The sequence below is a fragment of the Cryobacterium zongtaii genome, assembly GCF_002909375.1.
Classification (GTDB): Bacteria; Actinomycetota; Actinomycetes; order Actinomycetales; family Microbacteriaceae; genus Cryobacterium; species Cryobacterium zongtaii.
The window spans coordinates 31,412-53,501 of sequence record NZ_PPXD01000033.1; the positions used below are offsets into that span (position 1 = coordinate 31,412).

Here is a 22,090-nt window from a genome sequence, read left to right on the forward strand (position 1 = left end):
TAGGTGCTGCGTCGACTCGTTAACTGCATCATGCGCCGGATCGCTGTACGTGCCAATGTGACCATCGGTTCTGGGTTCCACGTCGGGCCGGGGTCAACCATCTGGGCACCGCAATCGCTCGCCATCGGCAAAGACGTGTACGTGGGGAAGAACGTCACGATTGAGGTTGATGGCAAGATTGGTGACGGCGTACTCTTCGCGAACCTTGCGGGACTCGTTGGGCGAAGTGACCATGATCTTCACGACCTGGGTTCCAGTGTCAGGCGAAGTCGATGGGTTGGTGATTTCCCAGAGTCCTTGAGCCGCGAGACGGTAATTGGCTCGGATGTGTGGCTCGGGTACGGCGCCATAGTCCTGTCCGGGGTATCTATTGGCGACAGCTCAGTTATTGGCTCTGGAGCGGTTGTAGTAGGGGATGTTCCCTCCAACTCCATAGTTGTCGGCAATCCGGCAAGGGTTGTGGGGCAGCGATTTAGCGAAGACGATCTTGCCCTTCACTGGGCAGCCCTGACTGCGGCCGGCCATCGAATTCTCGTGGGTCAAGTAGAGGAAGAGTCTTGAGGATCGCAATCATTCACCCGTGGCTGCCGCAGTATCGAAAGCACTTTTTCGAGCTGCTGGTCCACGAAGCGCACCGTGTAGGAGTCGAGGTGCACGTCTACTACGGCGAAACTCCGAGGGAATGGCGCGCTCGAAATGACTCAGTCTCGTCCCCGTCGGCTCGGCTCCTAAGAACTCGGTTTCTTTCGATCCGAGGACGGGACGTTTCCTACAAGGACGTACGACAACTTCGAGATGGCGGACCGTACGACCTAATTGTCGTCGAGCAGGCTGTCCGAAATATCGAAACGTATTTTCTTGTGGCTGGGCGGCGCAAGACGCCCGTCGCTTTCTGGGGTCACGGGCGCACTTTCACGGTTCGCGTGAGCCGTAGCCAGGAGCATCTGAAACAATGGCTGACACGACGTGGGCGCTGGTTTTTCGCCTATACGGACGGCGGCGCAAAAGCCGTCGTGGCGGCAGGCTTTCCAAGTGATCGCGTGACAGTTGTTCAGAACTCCATTGATACGACGGTGCTGAAACGATCAATCGATGACATCCGCGCCGAGGACATTAGTGCATTCAACAACTCGCACGATCTAAAGGGCAAAACGGCACTTTTCGTCGGCGGCTTAGACGGCTCAAAACGAATTCAGTTCCTACTCGAAGCCGGAGAAATCGCACACACGATGGACAGCGACTTCCGGCTCGTCATCGCAGGGGATGGCGATGAGCGGGAGATCGTGGAGCGTTTTCAGGTCGAGCGTCCATGGTTGATCTTCTTAGGACCAGTTTTTGGTGCCTCAAAGGCAGTTGCCATGGCGGCTTCACAAGTGATGGCGATGCCCGGTCGAGTTGGCCTCGTCGCAGTTGATGCCTTCGCCGCCCGACTGCCAGTTATAACGACTGACTGGCCGTGGCACGCGCCAGAATTCGAGTATCTAGAGGATGGGGTGAACGCTGTTGTGACAAAGGACAACGCGCACACGTACGCGACCGCACTTGATGCGGTGCTTCGGGACCACGCCCGGCTGTCTTCCCTGAAGGCGAACTGCGCGTTGGCGGGCGAGACATACAGCGTCGAGGTCATGGTCCAGAACTTCTTGCGCGGCATCCGCCGGGCTTTGGAGGTGGGCCAACAATGAATTTTATTGTGCTGATGGCTTGCCACAACAGGAAGCCTCTCACCGTTCGTGCGATCGAGCGTGCGCAGGACGCGGCGGATTTCGCTGGAATTCAGATCTCGTTCACGGTTTTCGACGACGGGTCCACCGATGGAACTGGCGCGGCGCTCGAGGCGATGCCTCAATCCATCCAGATCTTGCGCGGTGACGGAAGTGCTTTTTGGGCGAAGAGCATGGCCGTTGCCGAAGAGGTGACACTGAGATCTCCGGAGACTTCGACAGACAGCTTCCTGCTGTGGCTGAATGACGATGTCGAACTTGATCTCGGCGCGTTCCTCGCCCTAGCGGATGCCATTACTCGGAATCCCGGAGCAGTGATTGTTGGGGCAATGCGAGACCCGCTATCTGGCGACGTGACCTACTCCGGGCTGAAAAAAAGCGGGAGGCATCCGCTGAAGTTCTCGGTCATAACCCCTCAGGATGCCTGCCGGCCCGCTGATACATTCAATGGCAACCTAGTTGCTGTCCCTCACGAAACGGCGCGCCTCATTGGCGGGATCGACGGTGGGTTTTCCCATGCATTCGCGGATATCGATTACGGGTTGCGATCCGCGCGTCTCAACATCCCCATTGTGCTGGCACCCGGGACCTACGGTGCATGTGCGCGCAATGCGATTCCGTCTCGCGGGACGGTAAGGGATGATTGGGCTGCTTTCCGGGGCCCAAAGGGCGGCGGCAATTACCCGTCGCTGCGCCGAATTCTTGGAAAGAGTCACAAGCGTTCGTGGAGGCTGGTCGTTGCTGCCACCTACATACTCTGGTGGGCGCGAAGGATGCAAGTCATTGGTTCTTTGCGATGACTGACAATGTCAAGAATAGGGCTGACGGCGGAGATGCTAGGCGAGATAAGAGCAACAACGTGCGAAAAATAAGGGTAATTCACTTGCTTGGGGCTCTCAACCCCAGCGGTATGGAACGGATGCTGGTCTCTGGTGCCGAACACTTCGCGCACCATGGAGTTGAGGCTCTCGTTGTCGGCCAGGGTGAAGACCATCCCTATTTAAACGAATTGAGTGCAGCTGGATACGAGGTAGTGTCCATACCCTCGGTCCGTACCCTGAAAGGGGCGGTAGCCCTCCGCCGGCTCATTAGAAGAACATCGCCGGATGTGCTCCATATACATAGTGAGGGAGGGTACGCGATCTCTACCCTCTCGACCGTATTTTGCTCGCGTGGTCCAGCAGTGATTCGAACCGTGCACAATGTGTTTACACCGATTGGGCGTACACGGCTATCGCGGCGGATTCAATCCGCAATAGGAGACGCCGTAGCTCGCTTTGTAGTGGTTCCTTCGCCAGATGTTCAGGAAAACGAGGCCCAATACGGGCGCGAAACTACGCTGATCTATAACTGGGTAGCTGACGACATTAGTGTTACCCCGCAGAATCTCCCGCAGCCGGTCGCGGATGAAACCCAGAGCGCGTTGATTGTAGGCAACTGTTCCGCGATAAAGAACCATGACCTGGTTCTCGGGCTCCTCTTTAGTGGTGGCTTCGATCTCTATCACCATGGAGACGAATCTCACGCCAGCGCGGACGAACGTGAATGGCTTGATCGGTTTAGCGCTGCCGGACGGCTGCGTTCCCGGGGTACCGCCGCCCCAACCGAGAGCTTGAAGCAAGCCTCCCTTTTTGTTATGCCCTCCACTCAAGAAGGAATGCCCGTTTCGCTCGCGGAAGCAATGACTGCGGGCCTGCCAGCGCTGGTGAGCGACGTAGCGGGCTTGCGTTGGGCAGCGACGGTCCGTCGAGTGCGACTAGTCAGCAACAATCTGGACTCTTGGTCGGCAGCGCTTGACGAAACTTCGCTTGAGAAACTGCGGATCCAAGCTGGCGAGGCTCCGCCTGACTTCAGCGCAGCAAGAGGTGTTGCTGAATACGTTCACTTGTACCGCCAGGCAGCCGACGTTGGAAGCAGTGTGCGTTAAATGCAAACGACCGAATTCCTACTCAAATCCTTCCCATTCCCATCGGGCGCGTTCGACGATGAGATGAAAATTCAGGTACACGAGGAGACCTACGGCGACTCAATCGATCCCGTGGCATCCTTCATCATCCCCGTTCATAATCAAGAGTCCATGATTGTTGGAAATCTGGAGCTGATTCGAGAACACGCGGCGCTTGATCACGAGATTGTCGTAATCGCTGACGGTTGTACTGACGGCTCGCTCGAAAAGATCATGGGCTGGTTCGCGAAGGTCCGAGATCACCCTGCGCGAACGGTGCGCGTTGTTGTCGTGGACATCCGGGAAGGCGTATTCGAGACGCTCTCCGACTCAATCGGCATCCACCTATCGTTTTCACCTCTCATCATTGAGATCCAGGCGGACATGTCGATTCAACACCCAGGATTCGACGAGGAACTCTCCGAGGCTCTTGCATTGAACCCGGATGTCTTCGCGATAAGTGGCCGCGGGGCCCATCGACTCTCTCGACTTCCTCACTTCAGACTCAACTCGACTCGTCTCGCGCGAATGATGGCTGCCTTGGTCATGCGCATTGCAAAGTGGCGGAACGGTCGAAGAGGCACCTACATTCCCACCTTGGCGGAGTACTTGCTGTCAGACAGTATCGGGCGTGTCGGGGATCTCGTCGACCTCCCGGCTCCGGTGACTAAGTCCAATTACCTTTACGTTCACGAGACAGTCATGCGTGGTCCGCTCGCCTTCTCTCGAGACAATTACTCATCCCTCGGGGGATTCGACACTTCCGCATTCTTCCTCGGGAATGACGATCATGACCTAATCCTGAGAGCCAGGATCGAGAAGCGCCTTCTCGCTGCCTACCTGCCGATCAGATTCGATTCGCCTCTCGAAGCTGGTTCGACCAGGGCGCTCAAATCGCCGGCAGAGACGCTCAGATTTCAAGCCTTGCTGAGCCATTACGGGGCCGCCGAAAGAGAAAGCGTGCTCTTCATCCAAGGACCGAACATCCGATCCAGGACCCGATCGATTCGAAAGCTCCCGCGCGTACGGCGTGCCACCCAATGACTCTCGTTGCGCGAACACTTCATTCAGGTGCCACCTGGAACTCCAACCTGACGAGCGTGAACGGAGAGTCTTCCTTATGGGTCCTCTAGCTTTGCTTCTCGTCGCACCGGTCGCGGTCGTCGGGTTGCTGTTGCTCGCAACCCTCGTGCAGAGGCATCCAGCGTATGGCGCGTTCGCTTCCTACATCATGGTGCTCCTCCAATGGGATTTTCCCGTGCAGCTGCCGGTAATCACGCTCGGTGGCAACAATATTTTCTTTCCCGATCTGGTCGCGATCATTCTCACCTTGGTGATGCTTAATAACTCGAGAACACTATTCAGGAATCTTGGATGGGTAACCCTGCCATGGGCGCTATTTGCGCTATGCATCTTCGTGGGTGTAGCCCGTGGGATCAGTGAATACGGACTCGGTCTCGCTATCAACGAGGGGCGCTCTTTGTTGCTGCCGCTAGTTGCGACGGGATGGGCGATGTCCATCGACTGGACAGACGAAACAGCGCACAGGGTTCTTATTAGGCCTCTTCAGGTAGTTGGTTGGCTCTTAGTGGTCCTGGCTGGATACCACGCTCTTCGATACGGCCTTGGCACAGCGAGCTCGAACTTCATCGATATCGACGGAGTGGCACAATCTGGCCGTGTACTCATGCAGAATCAGGCGCTTGTACTTGGAATAGCCGCGCTTCTCGCTCTAAGGCAATGGGATACGACCGGAAACCGCAGGTACCTTCTGACTTTCGTAGCGTTCATCGCTGTTGTTGCCGTTAGTCAGCAGCGCACGGTCTGGTCTGCGGTAGCCGCTGCCCTGGGAGTATTGATGCTCTTTGGATGGCCACGCTTGAGGAGAGTGCTACTTCTCGGCGCTGTGGTTGTAGTTGTCACTGTGCTCTTTGCTCCATCGCTTCCCTTGGTGGCTGACCTCATGAAGTCCTTCGCAGATCAGACCACGTACGACGCGCGGCTTGCAAGCTGGGCGCAGTTGATTAATCAATCGGTGGCCAGCGGCCCAGTAGCAGTGTGGTTTGGTCAGCCGTTCGGTTCCGGATACGTGCGGTTGGAGCCAAACGGCCTCATTGCCACGTTCTCGCCGCACAACTGGTACCTGCTTTTGTTTCTCCGCACTGGGCTCGTGGGCCTTATTGCGTACTCCACTGCTGCGGGCTACGCAATCCTGAAGCTCCTTTCCACCCAGAAGTCAGCAGCGGCACTTTCAATCCTTGTCGCCGTCATGGTCTTCTGCTGGTCTTATGGCTTTTCGTGGACCTTCAGTGTCCCTGCCGGATGGGCTCTGACGACGGCGTACCGTGCCCAGAGATTGGCCGATAGACCCAAGATGTCGCCTCCACTCAATCTGACAAGCACAATGGTGGTGGGGAAGTGAAGCGAGCACGCGGAAGCAAGAGTTCTCTGGAAGACCTGCATCAGATCGGTAGTGTGCTCCCGCTCACCGAGTCAGTCCAGCCGGCATTGGCATCTCGCAGATTCCGAGGATTGACCAGCCAGGCCATCCAGGTCACCATGGTTCTCGCGTTCTCCCAGTTGCTCGTTGCCGTCGCCTATGCGATTGGGGCTCGAGCCACAGTGCCGTCCGCCCTCGGGATAAGCCTGTCGGCGATCGCGATCGCATCGGTGGCCGCAGCGTTGGTTGACTTCGGGCTAAGCGCATTCCTCATTCGAGAAGTCGCAAGTGGCCGGTGCGACAATGCGGCAATGTACTCACGGTTGTGTCAAAGGCTTCTGTCCGCGGGCCTTGTCGGAACTGTTCTGCTCACGAGCGGCGTTCTAGTCCTCATCTCAGTTGCAGCTGATTGGGAGTTTCTTCTATGGATAGGACTGATTTTCGCGTCGTCGTTGGTCCTTCAAACTGCCCAAGTGCCCTTGCGTGCACACGGAATGCTGGGGCTCATCTCCATCGCGACAGTACTTGATCGACTCATTTTCCTTTCCGCAACCTGGGGTCTTATTGCGATGGGCGTAGGCGGAGAGCTTGCCATACCGCTTGGACTTGCCGCCGGAATGGCATTTGACTCGGCTTTTTGCTTCGTCTCTAATGTCCGCCGAATTCCTTCGGGACTGAAACCTCGCGGTCGAGTGCGGGTGGGCCCGCCATCAGTATGGTTCACCGCGTGGCGCGGCACTCGGGGATACGGGATAGCTGCCGTTCTTGGTTCTGCGCAGCAGTTGGATGTGACTATCTTGGGATTTTCGGGCGGCGCCGCCGCGGCGGGCGCGTACGGGGCTGTGAGCCGATGGACGACGCCTCTTTTGCTGCCTTCTACTGCTCTCACTCAAGTCGGCATGGCACACGCTCCAAAAGCGGATTCGACTCGTTTAGCGCTTTGGGGCCTACGGCGCGTGGCCTGGATACTGGTGCTTGCAGTGATAGCGAGCCTATTAGTCGCCGGTTTCGCTGGAACTATTGCGCCGGCGATATTGGGAACTCAGTATGAAGACTCATCCGCGATATTCACCGTCTTGGCCTTGTCGATCATTCCAACACTCTTTGCCCAACCACTCTCGATGGTTCTACAGAGTCGGGGCAAGGAAGGAAAGGTTGCTTGGATTCTCGGACTGGGACTCGTCCTTCGTCTGACAACGTGTCTCCTTCTCGGCGCGCAGTTTGGTGGCCTCGCCGCCGCATGGGGCGTGACGATTCAGCAAGCGGTAATCCTGTTGATACTTGTTGCTCTGGTGCTCAAAGTTGTCGTTATCGAAGGCAAGAATGAAAGAGCGGAGGACTGATCTTGTTCATTATTCTTACAGCTACCGTCACTCCACAGGTCGACGAACACATACACCTGATCGACCCCGAGCGGCGACGAGAGCAATACCGGTCGGCCATAGCAAAATGGGTGGAGCTCAGCGAGGACATGGATCTTCAGCCGTTTATCGTCGAAAATAGTGGCGAGGACCTTCCACGCCTAGTCCGTTCGGCTGTGGGCCATCGAGCGAACCGAATGCGCCATTTGGCTGTTTCACCTCCTCTGCCGTCCGTTGTCTCAATGGGCAAAGGCGCTGCAGAAGCCCAAATGCTGAACGCGGCCATACAGTCATTGGGTTCTGGGAACGAGCTCGAAATGGTGTTCAAATGCACAGGTCGTCTCTTCGTGAGGAACTTCGACCGGTGCGTTTCTCAAGCGCCTGTCCAACAGAGGACCCTGATTGCAGATATTCCCAGGAAGAACTTCAGTTGGATCGACTCGAGATTTTTCGGCGCTAGTCTCGGCGTGTGGAAGAGTGAGCTTCGCGATGTAGGCGTTTCCTCGAACGACCGGGAAGGTATCAACTACGAGCATGAACTCGCGACGTCCGTGAATAATTCGGCGGCGAGCGACGATGTCGCAGTCCAGAACTTCAGAGAAAAACCCTGGGTCGTTGGACAGTCAGGAACAACAGGGCATCTCTATGGAACAAGCTTCGTCGAGACATCCCGGCGCACAATGACGCGGCCTCTCGACCGTCTACGTCGGCACTTCCAAGCCGAATTCAAGGGGTACTGACTGCGCCAACCGTAATACGAGGTGATCCGAACACCGTTTAGGTGGATCGGGCGCGCGCCACATGCAGCTTTGAGAGACCGAATCCAGGACGCTAGCATTGGGAGTCTATGAAAATTCACCGTGACAGGCGAGGCGCTGGATAAATGGGTCTGCCACAGTTCGCCTCAGTAGGAGTGAACAACCACAACTTGCCTCAGTAGGAAGAATGAGCAGATAGTCATAAAAGCGACGGGTGTGCGCAGCTTGCCGGTGTGCGCGGTTTCCCACACTTGTGGCGACCGACCAAGTTCGTGATCGGTCGAATCGTGCGGTCTCGACTGGTCCGCTGGATCCGACAAACAGACCATTGAGTGTATGAACGGGCGTGGGTTTTCTTGCATAGCGAGAATGCTCTGTGCGTTCACCAGACATAAACAAATAAAGGGGAACACATCTTGAAGAAAGCACTGATTACGGGCATCACGGGCCAAGACGGGTCGTATTTGGCGGAACTCCTCCTCAGCAAGGGCTACGAAGTTCACGGGCTCATACGACGCGCGTCTACTTTCAACACCACTCGGATTGACCATTTGTATGTTGATCCCCATGATCCGTTGGCGAAACTGTTCCTCCACTACGGTGACTTGAGCGATGGAAGTCGACTCGTTACCCTCCTTGCAGAAATCCAGCCAGATGAGGTCTACAACCTAGCCGCCCAGTCTCATGTGCGTGTCTCCTTTGATGAGCCGGAACACACTGGGGACACCACCGGAATGGGGACGATTCGCCTGCTCGAAGCAGTGCGGATGTCTGGCATTAAGACCCGCTTCTACCAGGCGTCATCATCTGAAATGTTTGGCGCAACGCCTCCGCCCCAGAACGAGGAAACGCCCTTCTATCCGCGCTCTCCGTATGGCGCAGCCAAGGTTTACAGCTACTGGATCACAAAGAACTACCGCGAGGCGTATGACATGTTCGCCGTCAATGGGATTCTCTTCAATCACGAGTCCCCCCGCCGCGGTGAAACCTTCGTCACACGTAAGATAACCCGAGCGGTTGCAGCAATCAAAGCAGGCCAACAAGACCACGTGTATCTGGGCAACCTAGATTCTATTCGCGACTGGGGGTACGCAGCGGAGTACGTGGAAGGAATGTGGCGAATGCTCCAGGCCGACGATCCTGACGATTTTGTACTAGCCACTGGCGGCAACTTTACTGTGCGTGATTTCGTCGAGACTTCCTTCAGCCACGCAGGCCTGAATTGGGAAGACCACGTGAAATTCGACGAGCGGTACCTGCGCCCGACTGAAGTAGATGCACTTGTCGGTGACGCGTCGAAGGCCGAAGAGAAGCTCGGATGGAAAGCTACAGTCGACACGGCGGAGCTCGCCCGGATTATGGTGGACGCGGACATTCAGGCCTTGGCCTGCGAAGGCAGCCGCTGGATCGATGAAGTAAAGCTGGCCAGCTGGGGGACGAAGTAGAAATGAGTTCAGAGGATTCAGAAAATCTGGGAGACATCCGGGATCAGGTCCAGTTCACACCCCAACCTTTGAACCGAACGGCGCCGTTCTATGTCGCCGGCCATCGAGGTCTCGTGGGTTCGGCAATCTGGAGGAGACTTGAAGAAGATGGATTCACAGACCTCCACGGCCGCTCATCGTCGGAACTGGATCTGAAAGATCGAGACGCCGTTTTCGCTTTCTTCGCGGAGACACGGCCCCGCTACGTCGTGTTAGCAGCGGCGAAGGTGGGGGGCATCTTGGCAAACAGCACTTACCCGGTTGATTTCCTCAGCGACAACCTCCGTATTCAGGTGAACGTCCTCGACGCTGCGCTCGAGTATCGCGTTGATCGCCTGCTTTTCCTGGGTTCGTCGTGCATCTACCCCCGGATGGCACCCCAACCCATCACGGAGGACTCGCTGCTCACCGGTCATCTCGAACCAACGAATGATGCATACGCGATTGCGAAGATCGCAGGAATTCTGCACATCCAGGCGGTCCGGCGACAATATGGTTTGCCATGGATCTCCGCAATGCCCACCAACCTTTACGGTCCGGGTGATAACTTTTCACCAACCGGGTCGCATGTCCTGCCAGCACTCATCCGTCGATACGATGAAGCAGCCCGATCCGGCGCCGCGAGCGTCACCAACTGGGGCACTGGGAGTCCCCGACGCGAGTTTCTGCATGTGGATGACATGGCGGCGGCTTGTTTGCACCTGCTCGAGCACTATGATGGCCCGACGCAGGTCAATGTTGGGACTGGAAGTGACGTAACGATTAGCGAGATTGCAGAGACAATCGCGCGTGTAGTCGGATTCGGCGGCGAGACCCAGTGGGACTCGAGCAAGCCGGATGGCACGCCTCAGAAGCTGCTCGACGTCTCGCTGTTGGCAGACGCAGGTTGGTCGGCTGGGATCACGCTAGAAGCTGGCCTTCGATCCACGGTGCAATGGTATCGAGACAATCTTGAGTCCTTACGGCAGTAAGTCTTAGGTTGCGTCTTGTACCTGACGGCTTGATTGGGGACGCGAGTCTTTGCGTTGAATCGGAGAGGGTCCCCCATACGGGAGGCCCTCACCGGTTCTCGGTTACGAAGTCTAGGTGGCGCTGTCCCTGGCGGCGATGCGACCAATGGAGATCAGCTCACGGCGGCAACGCGCTTTTTCCTAGGCGTATGTGATCGTTCGCACCTCAATGGAGACGAGCCGTGACTCTCCGGGACGAATCTGGATACTCGAGCTTCCTGCAGTAACTGACACGACTCGTGTCGTGGCATTTCGCATTTGCCAGGCTCGGTTGCATGGCGGGAACGTCACCAACCGTTCCCGAGTAAGCGCACCACTGAACACAAAAGCGTCGCAGTCGGTTTCGTCGATGCTTATAGATCGGTTTGAATCAAGCAGAGGAACCGACCGTATGGGTGCCCATGCGGTTCCTTGATTGCAGCATCGCCGAAGTTCGTTTAGCTCCGCCCCAGCGAGTTGGTCCATCCGCACGCCGAGCTTGCGCCCGTAACTGCCCTCCTGAACTGTGTTGCGGAACGTTTTTGCACCATAGAATCGCGTGACTGAGTACGGTGCTGCGGACACCAGGGTACTGAATCGGCATCTGAGCCACACGTTGTCTGCACATTCTCTCGCAGGCGTTGACTCGACGAAAAGCGAGTACGCTCCTCCCGAGTCGTAGTTCTCACCAATGGCTACCCCGCGAATGCAGTCGCGGACATGTACATATCCATTGAATTGCAGGATGTTGTGAGACAAGCGCGCATCAGTTAAGTTCCAAAATCGAGCGCCAAATCCGCTACGTCCCAGACTTCTATTTCGTTCGATGACCGGACCGTGAACCATGGACGACCCCGTCAAGGAAATGGTTTGAGCGTTCGCGCCGAGGGCCTCGAAGGTATTGTCGGTCAGAATCGGGTATAAATGGCCTCCAGCGCACTCCAAGGCAATAGTGATGGAGCCTCTGAACCGGTTCTGGATTGAGGCCGCGCCCAAGATCGGCCCCGAAAACGAGAGATCAATCCCGTGCGCAAGTGCGCCGCACGACTCGAACAGACAATTAATAGCACCTACGTTCCGCACACGGGTGACTGTCGGATTGACGGTGTGATCTTGGATCTCGAGACCCATGCGAGCACACTCTATGAACTCGCATGACCTCGCAAAGACGTTCTCAACGCAAAATTCACCGTTGGCATTGTCAGCGACGATTTTGATCGCGTTAACTGCCCTCCTTGCAACCCTGAAGGTGCAATCGGTCCACACGACGTTCTTCACACCGACGCTTAGGCTGTAGAAGATACCGACCGCATTGTCGGGTGCTGCGTCTACGGTGGTTATTTCGAAGTAGATGCCTTCGAAGTGCGCTTCATCTGTCTCCAGCATTCTGAAGAGAGCACTCGCTGTGTCGGAGAAAATCCGGGCACCGGGCCTTCCGCGCAGGTCGACGCCGCTGAAACTCCGAGAGATCGTCCGCGTCATTCGAAAATTCCCCGATGGAACCAGGATCTGCCCGCCCGACGCTAACGCGGCAGCGATCGCCTCAGTGTCGTCTGTGACTCCATCCCCTACGGCCCCGAAGTCTCTGAGGCTAACCCCAGTACTTTCGGTAATCCGGCTAGAGAGAGTGGTCAGGGTCGCTTGCGGCGGTTCCACCAATGTGGCGGCCGTTGCGCTATCCAGAGTTTGGAATTGCGCTACTGCTCCGCCCGTAACGCCCGCCGCAGCCACTCCGGCGGCTTTCAGAAATGCTCGACGGGACTTTTGATCACTCAGACGTGTGTCTTTTCCGGTTGGCACGCGCGTTCCCTCCATTCCATTCGTCGATGCTCTGCCATCTCAAGCCAAGTCAACGGGTCATACGGCCTTCGCATTTTGGCCAAAGCAATGTAGACCTGCGTCGGGTGCTCTACTGTCGAGATCATCTCGACTTCGTGGAGCACACTGTGCACCTGTAAGTCGTGAGGCGCTGCCCAAGGCTATGCCCCCAATTAGGGTGCCACTTCGTGCTCGAGCGTCGGAGAAATAGCGAGCTCGTTCAGGCCGGGGCTGTTCCCGACGCAACGTTTCGGCGGTAAAGAAGACCAACGCGGCGAGAAGCATCAAGGCCGGGACGGTTAAGTCGGTGATCGCACCTGACGTTCAGGCTTTGTTCCCCAACGGACGCAAACCGGTTTCCGATGAGTATGAAACGCCGGGCTTCGCCGCGGTGCCGAGGTCGATGGATCCACCCGCCGGTTCGCGTTGCAGCAGGGCTAGCTGAGGAATGTCCGCGAGGGCGGGCGAGCAAAGAACTATGGATACGTGCAGCGCGGTGCCTCTTCGGCGAACACCTGCGGGTGAATATTCTTTTCAGCGCCCTTCAGTGCGAGCCTGATCTGTCTCTATTCGTCGACTAGGCCGGCCGCACAATTGACTTGCTCGGCGCGATTGTGGGCCGGTTTGGGCGCACGTACTTGGTTACCGCGGTCCCGTGCCCGTGCCCGTGTCCAGGGCGGGTGGGCGCGGGTGAAGCGGAGAGCGGGATTACCGCGACCCGTGACGAGTATTGCCTCTCGGAGGCCACGGGTGTGACATGCCCGGTCGAGGAGTGCGGCGGCGCGGTTGGCGCGGCGTTTGATCCACCCCGCGATGACGTGGCTTGCGCGGTCTCGGGTGGGCCAGAAGCGGCGGTTGGAGAACTCGGATATCGGGGGCGCGAAGAAAGGGTTATGCCATGGAGTTGTCCCAGCGAATCCCATATATCCCCTGGACCGGGAAATTCCGTTCTACGGCAGCGAGAGGGTGATCGGACCCCGCGCATCTTGGGTGTCGAGACTGGGTGCGGCATTTTATGTTCCTGCGCGCTACGCGGGCAACTCGCCAACCGGAAGCGGCTCGACCCGTGTGGCCAGACGCAGGGCGCCGGTGCGCCGCTCCGGGGGCACACCCCAACTGATGCGGGGCCGGTTGAGGAAGCGACGAGCGGTCTGCGGTGCCCATCGCATTCCTTAGTCTACTCGGCGAAGGTAAACAGGGGGGGGCAAAATGGCGGTGGTTCGTGCCGGTTGGCACACCGCCCAGGCGTCCGGTGAAGCGATGGTTGCCTAGTCGGGAGCAGGCCCCATCACGGGTCACAATGACCGCTGTCTGTCGGAGCCGGTCGAGCGTTGCGGAGACAACGAGAGATATCTAGCGCCGCGGAAATGCTCTCGGGCGAGTGCGGTGGGCAACGCGGGTGCGGTAGTAAAGCTTCCCAAGTCCCAGCATCAGGATGAGGGTCAGGCTTCCGATCAGCGCGACGACTGCGAGGGGGGCTGACCCGGAGCCTTCGGACGGGTTCGCGTACTCCACCTTCTCGAGGTCGAGACCGACTTTGGGGGTCGATGAGGGTGTTGGTGTGGCGGTGTTTGGAGTCGGCGTTACAGGTGAAGCCGGCCCTTCGGGTGCGGGCGAAGGAATCGCTGCCGGCGCCACCCCTTCTTGCTGCGTTTCCCTGCCGCTAACGTAGCGTGAGGAGCCTCCACTGAATTCCTGGGCCGGATCAGTTGTCATGGCCGGTTCTTCTGATGGCGGTTGGGCTGGAGCAGCTGGTGGCTCATTGTCGACGGGCGTGTTGACAGGTTCTTCTAGAATCGGGGGCACGGAGGTGCTTGGCTCCTCGGTCGGGTCGGGAGCTGGCTCCTCAGACGGCGGCACGACGGGTTCTTCGGTTTCGGATATGGGCGGCGACTCCTCGGCCCAGGCGCTGACGGGGGGTGCGATCGTTTCGGATGCTAGCGGCAGCGCAATTGTGGCCGCGACGATGGCAGTTGCCAAGACTTTGGATCTGTTCATCATGCGTTGCGTCCCTACAGCGTCATGGTGATCGCAGCGAAGCCGACGATCGCGGCGGCGGCGGCGGCGAAACCAAGAAACGCGTATTGGAGTCCCCTGTGACTTCGCCCACGTCGAAGCAGTGCTTTGTGCCCCATCTGCTCGGGGCGAATTTTGGTCACAGTGCAGCTTACGCCGTGCGGGTTTGCGGGCGTTGCAACCCTATGCCCCCCGAACAGGGAGGCAACAACGCGAGCGCCGTTCATGCGTTAGCGTTCGTAAGTGACTGATTCAGCTGCCGATCGCAAAGTTGATGCCCGCTCTCGACCCCGGCATATGAAGCACCGCGCACGCCACTGGCTGATCACGATCGCGGTACTCGTCGGCTTGGTCATCGTGGTCGGTGCCGCCGGAGGATGGGTGGCCTCACGAGCACTGACGGCGAAGTCGGAACTGGAGAAGGCGCAGACCTTCGTCGGCACGTTGAAGACCCAGGCCGCCGCCATGGACTTTGTCGGAGTCGGCACTACTTCCGCGAAGCTCTCGGCGGCCACGAGCAAGGCTGTCGATCAGACGCAGGACCCGGTTTGGCGGGCCGCGGAGATCATCCCCGTCGTCGGGGTGAATCTCACAGCGGTGCGGCAAATGGCCGAAGCGGTCGATGTCGTTGCGAAGGACGCCGTCGCGCCTATCGCTGAAGTCGCGTCTGGGTTGAGTGCGGCCTCGCTCAAGCCTGTCGACGGAAGAATCGACCTCGCACCGCTCGTGGACTTGAACGCGGCTCTCATCAGGGCGAGCACCGCACTGGACTCTGCGGCGGCATCCGTAGGCAAGATCGAACTCGACGGAACCATCGGCCAGGTCCATGGCGCCGGAACAACGCTCACCGCTATGCTCGACAGCGCAGCAACCACAGTGGGAGACGTGAGTTCGATGAGCTCCGTGGTTCCCGACATGCTCGGCGCCTCCGGTCCGCGGAACTACATTCTGATCTTCCAGAACCTCGCCGAGACGACGGCGCTTGGCGGCACTGCCGCCGCACTGACCGAGGTCACTGTCGACGCCGGGAAAATTAGCATTGCCAGGCAGGCATCGAGTCAGACCTTTCTTGTCGACGACTCCCTCCCGGCTCTGGCAGGAGATCCCAAACTCGCGGCGCTGTATTCGCCGCTGATCTACACGCGGCTGAACCTCGCAACCAGCAGACCGGATTTCCCCACCGCCGCCCAAATCACCCGGGCCTTCTGGCAGCGCGACGTGGGCGGCACCGTCGACGGCGTCATCTCAATTGATCCCGCCGCCCTCGCCTATATGCTCGGCGCTACCGGTCCGGTGACTATGAGCACCGGTGATGTTCTCTCGAAAGATAACGCCGTAGCACTCCTACTGAACGAGATCTACTTTCGATACCAGGGCAAAGACGGAGCAGACCAAACCGACGCATTTTTCGCAGAGGCGGCGAAGACGATGTTCGGGGCCGTGACGAATTCCCCAGCCGAGCCACAGGAGATGCTGAGCGCGATCACTCAGGGCGTGAACGAGCACCGCATCATGGCGTGGAGCGCGCACCCCGAAGAACAGAAGGTTATCGAAGGCACCACGTTGGCGGGGATCCTGCCCACGACAAACGAGCTCTCCACAACGGCAGGCGTTTTCTTCCGCGACACGTCGACGTCGAAGATGGACTTCTATCTGAAGACCGGTGCGACGCTCAGCACCGACGTGTGCACTGCGGCGACTCCGACCTTCACGACGACAGTGAATCTCCACTCCACCCTGACTCCTGAGGTGGGGGAAACCCTGCCAGCCTATGTGGCTAGCGGCTACTGGGGCGCAGATCTGTTCCGCACCGAGGTCTACGTCTACGGACCTCCCGGAACGACTTACGTTTCCTCCGGCGCCGCCGCGGGAGCCTCCCTGGACACCACTACCGACGACCTGGGCAGGCCTGTTGCGAAGTTCACTGTCATGCTGGCCCCCGGGCAAACCAGTGAGGTTGCGGTCACTTTCTCCGGGCCGGAGGCCACCTACGCTCCGCCAGAACTTCGAACTACCCCGATGCTGAACCCCACCACAGTCGCTGTGGATGCCCCCGGCTGCGGGTAGCACACCGCCGCACGGGACCCTCGTGGCATGGCCGATAGACTCTGGACCATGGGTAATGACGTATGAAGATATCTGTAATCGGTTGTGGCTACCTCGGTGCCGTGCACGCTTCGGCAATGGCCGAGCTTGGCCATGAGGTTGTCGGTATCGACATTGATGAGGCGAAGATCGCGGCCCTCAGTGCCGGGCGCACCCCGTTCTTCGAGCCGGGTCTGCCCGAGGTGCTCACCTCAGCTTTGGCGACGGGGCGGCTGCGTTTCAGCACCGACATCGCCGATGCTGAGGGCGCCGAGGTTCACTTCATCGCGGTGGGTACCCCTCAGAAGAAGGGCAGTCATGCCGCCGATCTGCGGTATGTGGACGCGGCCGTCGAGACGCTCTTGCCCCATCTGAACGCAGATGACCTTGTTGTGGGAAAGAGCACAGTGCCGGTCGGAACCGCTGCCCGCCTCGCCGCGGTCATCGACGCGTCGGGCAGCGGCGCTACTCTGGCATGGAATCCCGAGTTTCTACGCGAGGGCTTCGCCGTGCAGGACACCATCGCCCCCGATCGCCTGGTCTACGGAGTTCCTGCGGGCCCGGCCGGTGAGCGTGCCGTCGCCCAGCTCAACTCGGTCTACGCCTCAGCGATGGCTACTCAAACGCCACTCGTCGTCACTGACTACGCCACCGCTGAGCTCGTGAAGGTGGCGGCAAACGCGTTCCTGGCCACCAAGATAAGTTTCATCAACGCTATGGCGGAGATTGCCGAGGTGTCCGGCGCTGATGTCACCCAGCTGGCCGACGCTATCGGCTTCGATGCACGCATCGGGCGTCGCTTTCTGAACGCCGGAGTGGGCTTCGGTGGTGGGTGCTTACCGAAGGACATTCGCGCCTTCACTGCGCGGGCCGAGGAACTCGGACGCGGTGAGTCCGTCGCGTTCCTAAAAGAGGTCGACGCCATCAACCTGCGCCGTAGACAGCGGGTCGTGGACCTCACCGTTTCGGCGCTCGACCGTCCCGTGCACACCGCCAAGGTGGCCGTGCTCGGCCTCAGCTTCAAGCCACACTCCGACGACGTGCGAGATTCGCCGGCTCTCGACGTGGCCGTTCAGTTGCGCGGTCTCGGCGCCGACGTTGTGGCCACCGATCCGCAGGCCATCGAGAACTCCCGTTCGCGCCACCCCCAGCTCTCGTACTCGCCCGATATCGAGGGAGCGTTGCGCGGCGCCGACGCGGTGGTTCTTGTCACCGAGTGGCCCGATTTCAAGTCGATTGACCCGGAATGGGCTGCCGGCCTGGTGAACACGCGCACCATCATCGATGGCCGTAACACCCTCAACTCAGCAGCATGGCGCGCCGCCGGCTGGACCTACTACGGAATGGGCCGTCCCTAACAATGGCATTGAACCACCCTCGTTTGGTCGCTTTCGACCTCGATGACACCCTGGCACCTTCCAAGTCGCCCATTGATCCCCGCATGGCCGCGCTTCTCGTGCAGCTGTTGGGCGCGGTCGAAGTTTGCGTGATTTCGGGTGGACAGTTCGCCCAGTTCACCATGCAGGTCATAGACAACCTCGCCGGGGTCGATGATGCCGCACTTGGTCGCCTGCACCTGATGCCCACCTGCGGCACCCAGTACTACCGCCACGCGGCGGGGGAGTGGGAGCAGGTTTACGCCGAGAACCTCAGCGACGACCAGAAGCAGAATGCACTGGCGGCCGTGGAGTCGACCGCCCGCGACCTGGGCTACTGGGAGAGCGAAACCTGGGGGGCGATCTTGGAAGACCGAGGCTCGCAGATCACCTTCTCGGCCCTCGGCCAGGCGGCGCCCGTGGCGGCGAAAACCCAGTGGGATCCGGACGGTGCGAAGAAGACGGCGCTGCGCGAGGCCGTGCAGGCACTGCTGCCCGACCTCGAGGTGCGCAGCGGCGGATCCACGTCGGTGGACATCACCCGGAGGGGCATTGACAAGGCGTACGGCATGAAGCGACTGGCCGAACTCACCGGGATCCCGCTGGGGGACATGCTCTTCGTGGGCGACCGGCTTGACGAGAACGGCAACGACTACCCGGTGAAGGCACTCGGTGTCGACTGCATCGCCGTGGAAAACTGGGAAGACACCGCGAGGTTCCTCGATCAGCTCATTCCGACACTGCACACCGACTCCTAGAGGCACAGGTCCGGAGCTGAGGCACAATCATGACTGACGAAACCACTAAGACCCGATCCAAGACTCGTCGTCGATTGCGTGGCTGGTGGATCGCGCTTATCGCTGTCGGGAGTGTCGGGCTCCTGGTCGCGGGGGCCGCCGGGTTTTTCGCCTGGAGCCTAAGTAGCTCCTTTGACAGCCAGACCACGAAGCTTCCGGACATATTCCCCTCTGACGATGCCAGCCGCCCGCCTGTGCTGGAGGGTGTGGCGGCCCAGGCCCAGAATATTCTGCTCCTCGGGTCCGACACCAGGGGGGAGAACGACGGCTCCATCGACGATCTCACCGGGCAGCGGTCGGACACCATGATGGTGGTGCATGTGCCGGCGGACCGCGCCAACATCAGCGTTATGTCGATCATGCGCGACAGCTGGCTCGAGATCCCTGGTGAGGGTAAGGCCAAGATAAACGCCGCGCTGTCACTCGGGGGCGTGCCCCTCGCACTACAAACTGTGGAGAGCCTTCTGGGCGTGCGCGTGGACCACGTGGCTATCATCGACTTCGAAGGTTTCAAGGGCGTCACCGATGCGCTGGGCGGAGTCGACATCGACAACCCGGTGGCCTTTGATTCGAGCCACCTCCCCGGGCACACCTTCGCGGCAGGAGTCCACAACCTCGGCGGTGTCGAAGCGCTGGCGTTCGTTCGTGAACGGTATGCGTTCACCGATGGCGACTATCAACGCGTGCGCAACCAACAGGCCTTCATCAAGGCAGTGCTGGGTAAGATTCTGACCGCTGAGACGCTCACCAACCCGGCCACGCTTAGCGGAGTCGTTGGAGCCGTGGCGCCGTACCTTTCGGTCGATGAAGGGCTTGACTCTGCCTATCTGGCGGGTCTGGGAGTGGAGCTGCGTGAGGTGCGCATGAACAACGTCACGTTCTTCACGCTTCCGAGCTCCGGCACCGGCACGTCACCCGACGGGCAGTCGATCGTAGTCATCGACCAGGAGAAGCTGGCGCTCGTACAGCGGGGGTTCCAAACCGACACTCTCGTCGATGTCGTGCCGCAGCTGCAAGCGGCCGGCTGAGCGTTACGGCTGCTGCGCCTGGGGAGCCGGGGAGCGGGCGGTGATGATGGCGAGCAGGGCCAAGGCCAGCAGCGCGCCCAGGGCGGTGCCGGCGGTATTGGCTATGACGTCGACGGGGGTTGCGACCCGGGCCGGCAGAAGGACCAACTGGCCGAACTCGATGGCGCAGCTCGCAATGAAACCGACCAGAAAGGCCAGCAGCCAGCGGCGCCGGCCCATCAGGAGCACCCCCAGTAGCCCCACAGGCACGAACAGGGCGATGTTCGCGGTGAATTCGATCAGCGGGTAGTCCAACCGCTGCGGCACGCCGTGAGCGTGCAGAAACACCAGAATGCGCGTGATGGTTCCGGCCGCGGCACGATCCACGGGGGTGGGCCAGAGTGCGATGAGCGCGAGCGCCATCAGGTAGGCGGCCGCGAGCCAGCCGGCGATCCGGCGGAGGGCGGCGTGGCGGTGGTGGGCTAGAGCGTTCACGTAACCTCCCTAATCGGATGGGCACGGCCTCCAGCGGGGTTCATCGCGGGATTCATCACCTGTAATGGACCGAGTTTGCCAGCCTAGCGAGGCGAAGCTGGGAGGGCGGGGAACGCGCCGGAGCGGCTCAGAGGCCGTCGACCACGTCGACACGCTTGGGCAGCAGAAACACCAGCAGCAGCGCCACCACGCTCAGTCCGGCACTGACGGCCATGGCCAGGGTGGCGCTGTGGGTGAAGCCGGCGGCGACGGCATCCGCGCCTGGGCCGGCCACCACCAGGGTGCCGAAGAACACACTGCCCACCACGGCGATGCCCGCAGCGCTGCCGACCCGCTGCATCACACCGATCACACCACTGGCCGCGCCGGCCTCGGTGGGGTCGACGGTGGCGACGATGAACGCCACGTTCGGCGCGATGAAGCAACCGCTGCCCAGGCCAGCGATGAACAGCGGCGGCAGCAGGGTCCAGTTGGTGAGATCGGCGGGGGCGGTGAGCAGCAGCACCAGCCACACCCAGATCAGACCCACCGTGACCAGGGCCACACCACCGACGAGCACGGTGCGCCCCAGGCGCTCGGTGAGCCGGTTGCTCTGCGACGCGCCCAGGATCGAGCCGATCGCGAACGGGATCGAGACCAGGCCGGATTCCAGCGCGGTGTGGCCGAGGCCCGCCTGCCAGAGGATCGAGATGGTGAAGAAGATGCTCGTGAACGCCGCGAAGTAGACCAGGGCCAGGATGACGCCGCCGGTGAACGCCGGGTGCGAGAAGAGGTGCGGCGGCACGAGCGGGCTGCTGCCGCGTTTGGTGAGGGCCACCTCCCAGGCGCCGAACGCCACGATGAGCAGCACCCCGGCGGCGAGCACCAGGTAGGTCCAGAGCGGCCAGCCGCGGTCCTGGCCCTCGATCAGCGGCACCAGCAGGGCCACCAGGCCGCCGGAGAGCAGCAGCAGGCCCACCCCGTCGACGCGGGCCGCGGCAGGAGCGCCGGGCGCGGAGGCGGTGCCGGTGCCGGCGGGCAGCAGGATGGCGGCGGCGATCAGCGCGACGATGCCGATCGGCAGGTTCACCCAGAACACCAGGCGCCAGCCCTCTTCCACGCCGAACGCCTCGATGATCAGGCCACCCACGATGGGGCCGAGCGCGGTAGAGACGCCGATGACCGACCCCATGATGGCGAACGCCTTGCCGCGGGACGCCGCCGGGAACATCAGCTGGATGACGGCCGTGACCGCGGGCACGAACATACCGCCGGCCAGACCCTGCACGACGCGGGCGATGATGAGCTGCAGGTCGTTCTGGGCGAGCCCGCAGGCCAGGCTGGCGACGGTGAAGAGCGCCAGACCGGTGAAGAATACCCACTTGTGGCCGATCCGGTCGCCGATGCGGCCGGCGGGGATGAGGGCCAGACCGAACGCCAGGGCGTAGCCGGAGATGATCCAGGACAAGGTCGCCTCGGAGGCGTTGAGGCTGGTGCGGATGCTGGGCAGCGCCACGTTCACGATCGTGGTGTCGAGCAGGGCCATGAACATGCCCGCCATCAGCACGATGAGGGCCTGCCAGGCGCGGCGGGACACCTTGGTGTCTGGGGCGGATGCGGGGGAGTCGGTCATGTCGTGGCCTTTCCAACGCCGGCAACTGGTGAGAACAGAAAAACCCCCACTCGCTTGAGTGGGGGTTTATTACTGTCGGGGTAACAGGATTTGAACCTGCGACCTCGTCGTCCCGAACGACGCGCGCTACCAAGCTGCGCCATACCCCGATGGTCCTGTGGACCTCGACAAGTATAACCCCAT

General features: G+C 60.2%; 18 protein-coding genes and 1 tRNA gene. 14 read left to right on the top strand and 5 right to left on the bottom strand.

Annotated features, from left to right (window positions below):
* The first annotated feature begins 3 nt into the window (after positions 1-3).
* The 10 genes from C3B61_RS19240 (at position 4) to C3B61_RS19280 (ending at position 10,683) form a co-directional block, all read left to right on the top strand.
* Positions 4-561, top strand: coding sequence for an acyltransferase (locus C3B61_RS19240; protein ID WP_241990487.1), 558 nt, complete (start codon positions 4-6; stop codon positions 559-561).
* Entirely contained in the window at positions 558-1,685 is a 1,128-nt protein-coding gene (locus C3B61_RS19245; protein WP_103462059.1) for a glycosyltransferase family 4 protein, read from the top strand. Before C3B61_RS19240 ends, C3B61_RS19245 begins: the two co-directional genes overlap by 4 nt.
* Complete coding sequence (locus C3B61_RS19250) at positions 1,682-2,524, top strand: glycosyltransferase family 2 protein (protein ID WP_103462060.1); 843 nt, start codon at positions 1,682-1,684, stop codon at positions 2,522-2,524. The genes C3B61_RS19245 and C3B61_RS19250 overlap by 4 nt, the downstream gene beginning before the upstream one ends.
* Positions 2,521-3,651: a glycosyltransferase gene (locus C3B61_RS19255; protein ID WP_103462061.1), complete on the top strand. Its 1,131-nt coding sequence runs from the start codon at positions 2,521-2,523 to the stop codon at positions 3,649-3,651. Before C3B61_RS19250 ends, C3B61_RS19255 begins: the two co-directional genes overlap by 4 nt.
* Positions 3,652-4,713, top strand: a complete 1,062-nt coding sequence (locus tag C3B61_RS19260) for a glycosyltransferase family A protein (protein ID WP_103462062.1) — start codon at positions 3,652-3,654, stop codon at positions 4,711-4,713.
* A 76-nt stretch (positions 4,714-4,789) separates the two neighbouring features.
* On the top strand, positions 4,790-6,091 hold the full coding sequence (locus C3B61_RS19265; RefSeq protein ID WP_103462063.1) for an O-antigen ligase family protein: 1,302 nt from the start codon (positions 4,790-4,792) through the stop codon (positions 6,089-6,091).
* 110 nt (positions 6,092-6,201) lie between these two features.
* A complete protein-coding gene (locus C3B61_RS19270) occupies positions 6,202-7,452 on the top strand; it encodes an MATE family efflux transporter (RefSeq protein ID WP_103462064.1) in 1,251 nt (416 codons plus the stop codon).
* 2 nt (positions 7,453-7,454) lie between these two features.
* A complete protein-coding gene (locus C3B61_RS19595; protein WP_133160373.1) occupies positions 7,455-8,210 on the top strand; it encodes a hypothetical protein in 756 nt (251 codons plus the stop codon).
* A 431-nt stretch (positions 8,211-8,641) separates the two neighbouring features.
* Positions 8,642-9,673, top strand: coding sequence for a GDP-mannose 4,6-dehydratase (gene gmd / locus C3B61_RS19275; RefSeq protein ID WP_103462065.1), 1,032 nt, complete (start codon positions 8,642-8,644; stop codon positions 9,671-9,673).
* Positions 9,674-9,675: 2 nt separating this feature from the next.
* The gene (locus C3B61_RS19280; protein ID WP_103462066.1) at positions 9,676-10,683 is read left to right on the top strand and encodes a GDP-L-fucose synthase family protein; all 1,008 of its coding nucleotides are present in this window, start codon (positions 9,676-9,678) and stop codon (positions 10,681-10,683) included.
* A 180-nt stretch (positions 10,684-10,863) separates the two neighbouring features.
* Here C3B61_RS19280 and C3B61_RS20365 read toward each other — a convergent pair whose 3' ends face one another.
* Positions 10,864-12,516 carry a glycosyl hydrolase family 28-related protein gene (locus C3B61_RS20365; RefSeq protein WP_103462067.1) on the bottom strand — a complete coding sequence of 551 codons (1,653 nt, stop codon included), beginning with the start codon at positions 12,514-12,516 and terminating at the stop codon, positions 10,864-10,866.
* Between the two features lie 2,015 nt (positions 12,517-14,531).
* Positions 14,532-14,678, bottom strand: coding sequence for a hypothetical protein (locus tag C3B61_RS19835; RefSeq protein ID WP_165787875.1), 147 nt, complete (start codon positions 14,676-14,678; stop codon positions 14,532-14,534).
* 100 nt (positions 14,679-14,778) lie between these two features.
* On the opposite strand from C3B61_RS19835, the gene C3B61_RS19290 reads away from it, so the two are divergent.
* The 4 genes from C3B61_RS19290 to C3B61_RS19305 all read left to right on the top strand — a co-directional run bounded on the left by C3B61_RS19290 (position 14,779) and on the right by C3B61_RS19305 (position 19,821).
* Positions 14,779-16,602: a DUF4012 domain-containing protein gene (locus C3B61_RS19290; protein ID WP_133160374.1), complete on the top strand. Its 1,824-nt coding sequence runs from the start codon at positions 14,779-14,781 to the stop codon at positions 16,600-16,602.
* Between the two features lie 62 nt (positions 16,603-16,664).
* Complete coding sequence (locus tag C3B61_RS19295) at positions 16,665-17,978, top strand: UDP-glucose dehydrogenase family protein (protein WP_103462069.1); 1,314 nt, start codon at positions 16,665-16,667, stop codon at positions 17,976-17,978.
* An 8-nt stretch (positions 17,979-17,986) separates the two neighbouring features.
* Positions 17,987-18,754, top strand: a complete 768-nt coding sequence (locus C3B61_RS19300) for an HAD-IIB family hydrolase (protein WP_103462082.1) — start codon at positions 17,987-17,989, stop codon at positions 18,752-18,754.
* A 29-nt stretch (positions 18,755-18,783) separates the two neighbouring features.
* The gene (locus C3B61_RS19305; protein ID WP_103462070.1) at positions 18,784-19,821 is read left to right on the top strand and encodes an LCP family protein; all 1,038 of its coding nucleotides are present in this window, start codon (positions 18,784-18,786) and stop codon (positions 19,819-19,821) included.
* Between the two features lie 3 nt (positions 19,822-19,824).
* On the opposite strand, the gene C3B61_RS19310 is transcribed toward C3B61_RS19305, so the two are convergent.
* The 3 genes from C3B61_RS19310 to C3B61_RS19320 form a co-directional block, all read right to left on the bottom strand.
* Positions 19,825-20,295, bottom strand: coding sequence for a VanZ family protein (locus tag C3B61_RS19310; protein ID WP_103462071.1), 471 nt, complete (start codon positions 20,293-20,295; stop codon positions 19,825-19,827).
* A 127-nt stretch (positions 20,296-20,422) separates the two neighbouring features.
* The gene (locus C3B61_RS19315; RefSeq protein WP_103462072.1) at positions 20,423-21,907 is read right to left on the bottom strand and encodes an MFS transporter; all 1,485 of its coding nucleotides are present in this window, start codon (positions 21,905-21,907) and stop codon (positions 20,423-20,425) included.
* 75 nt (positions 21,908-21,982) lie between these two features.
* A tRNA-Pro gene (locus tag C3B61_RS19320) sits at positions 21,983-22,056 on the bottom strand.
* Positions 22,057-22,090 lie beyond the last annotated feature (34 nt).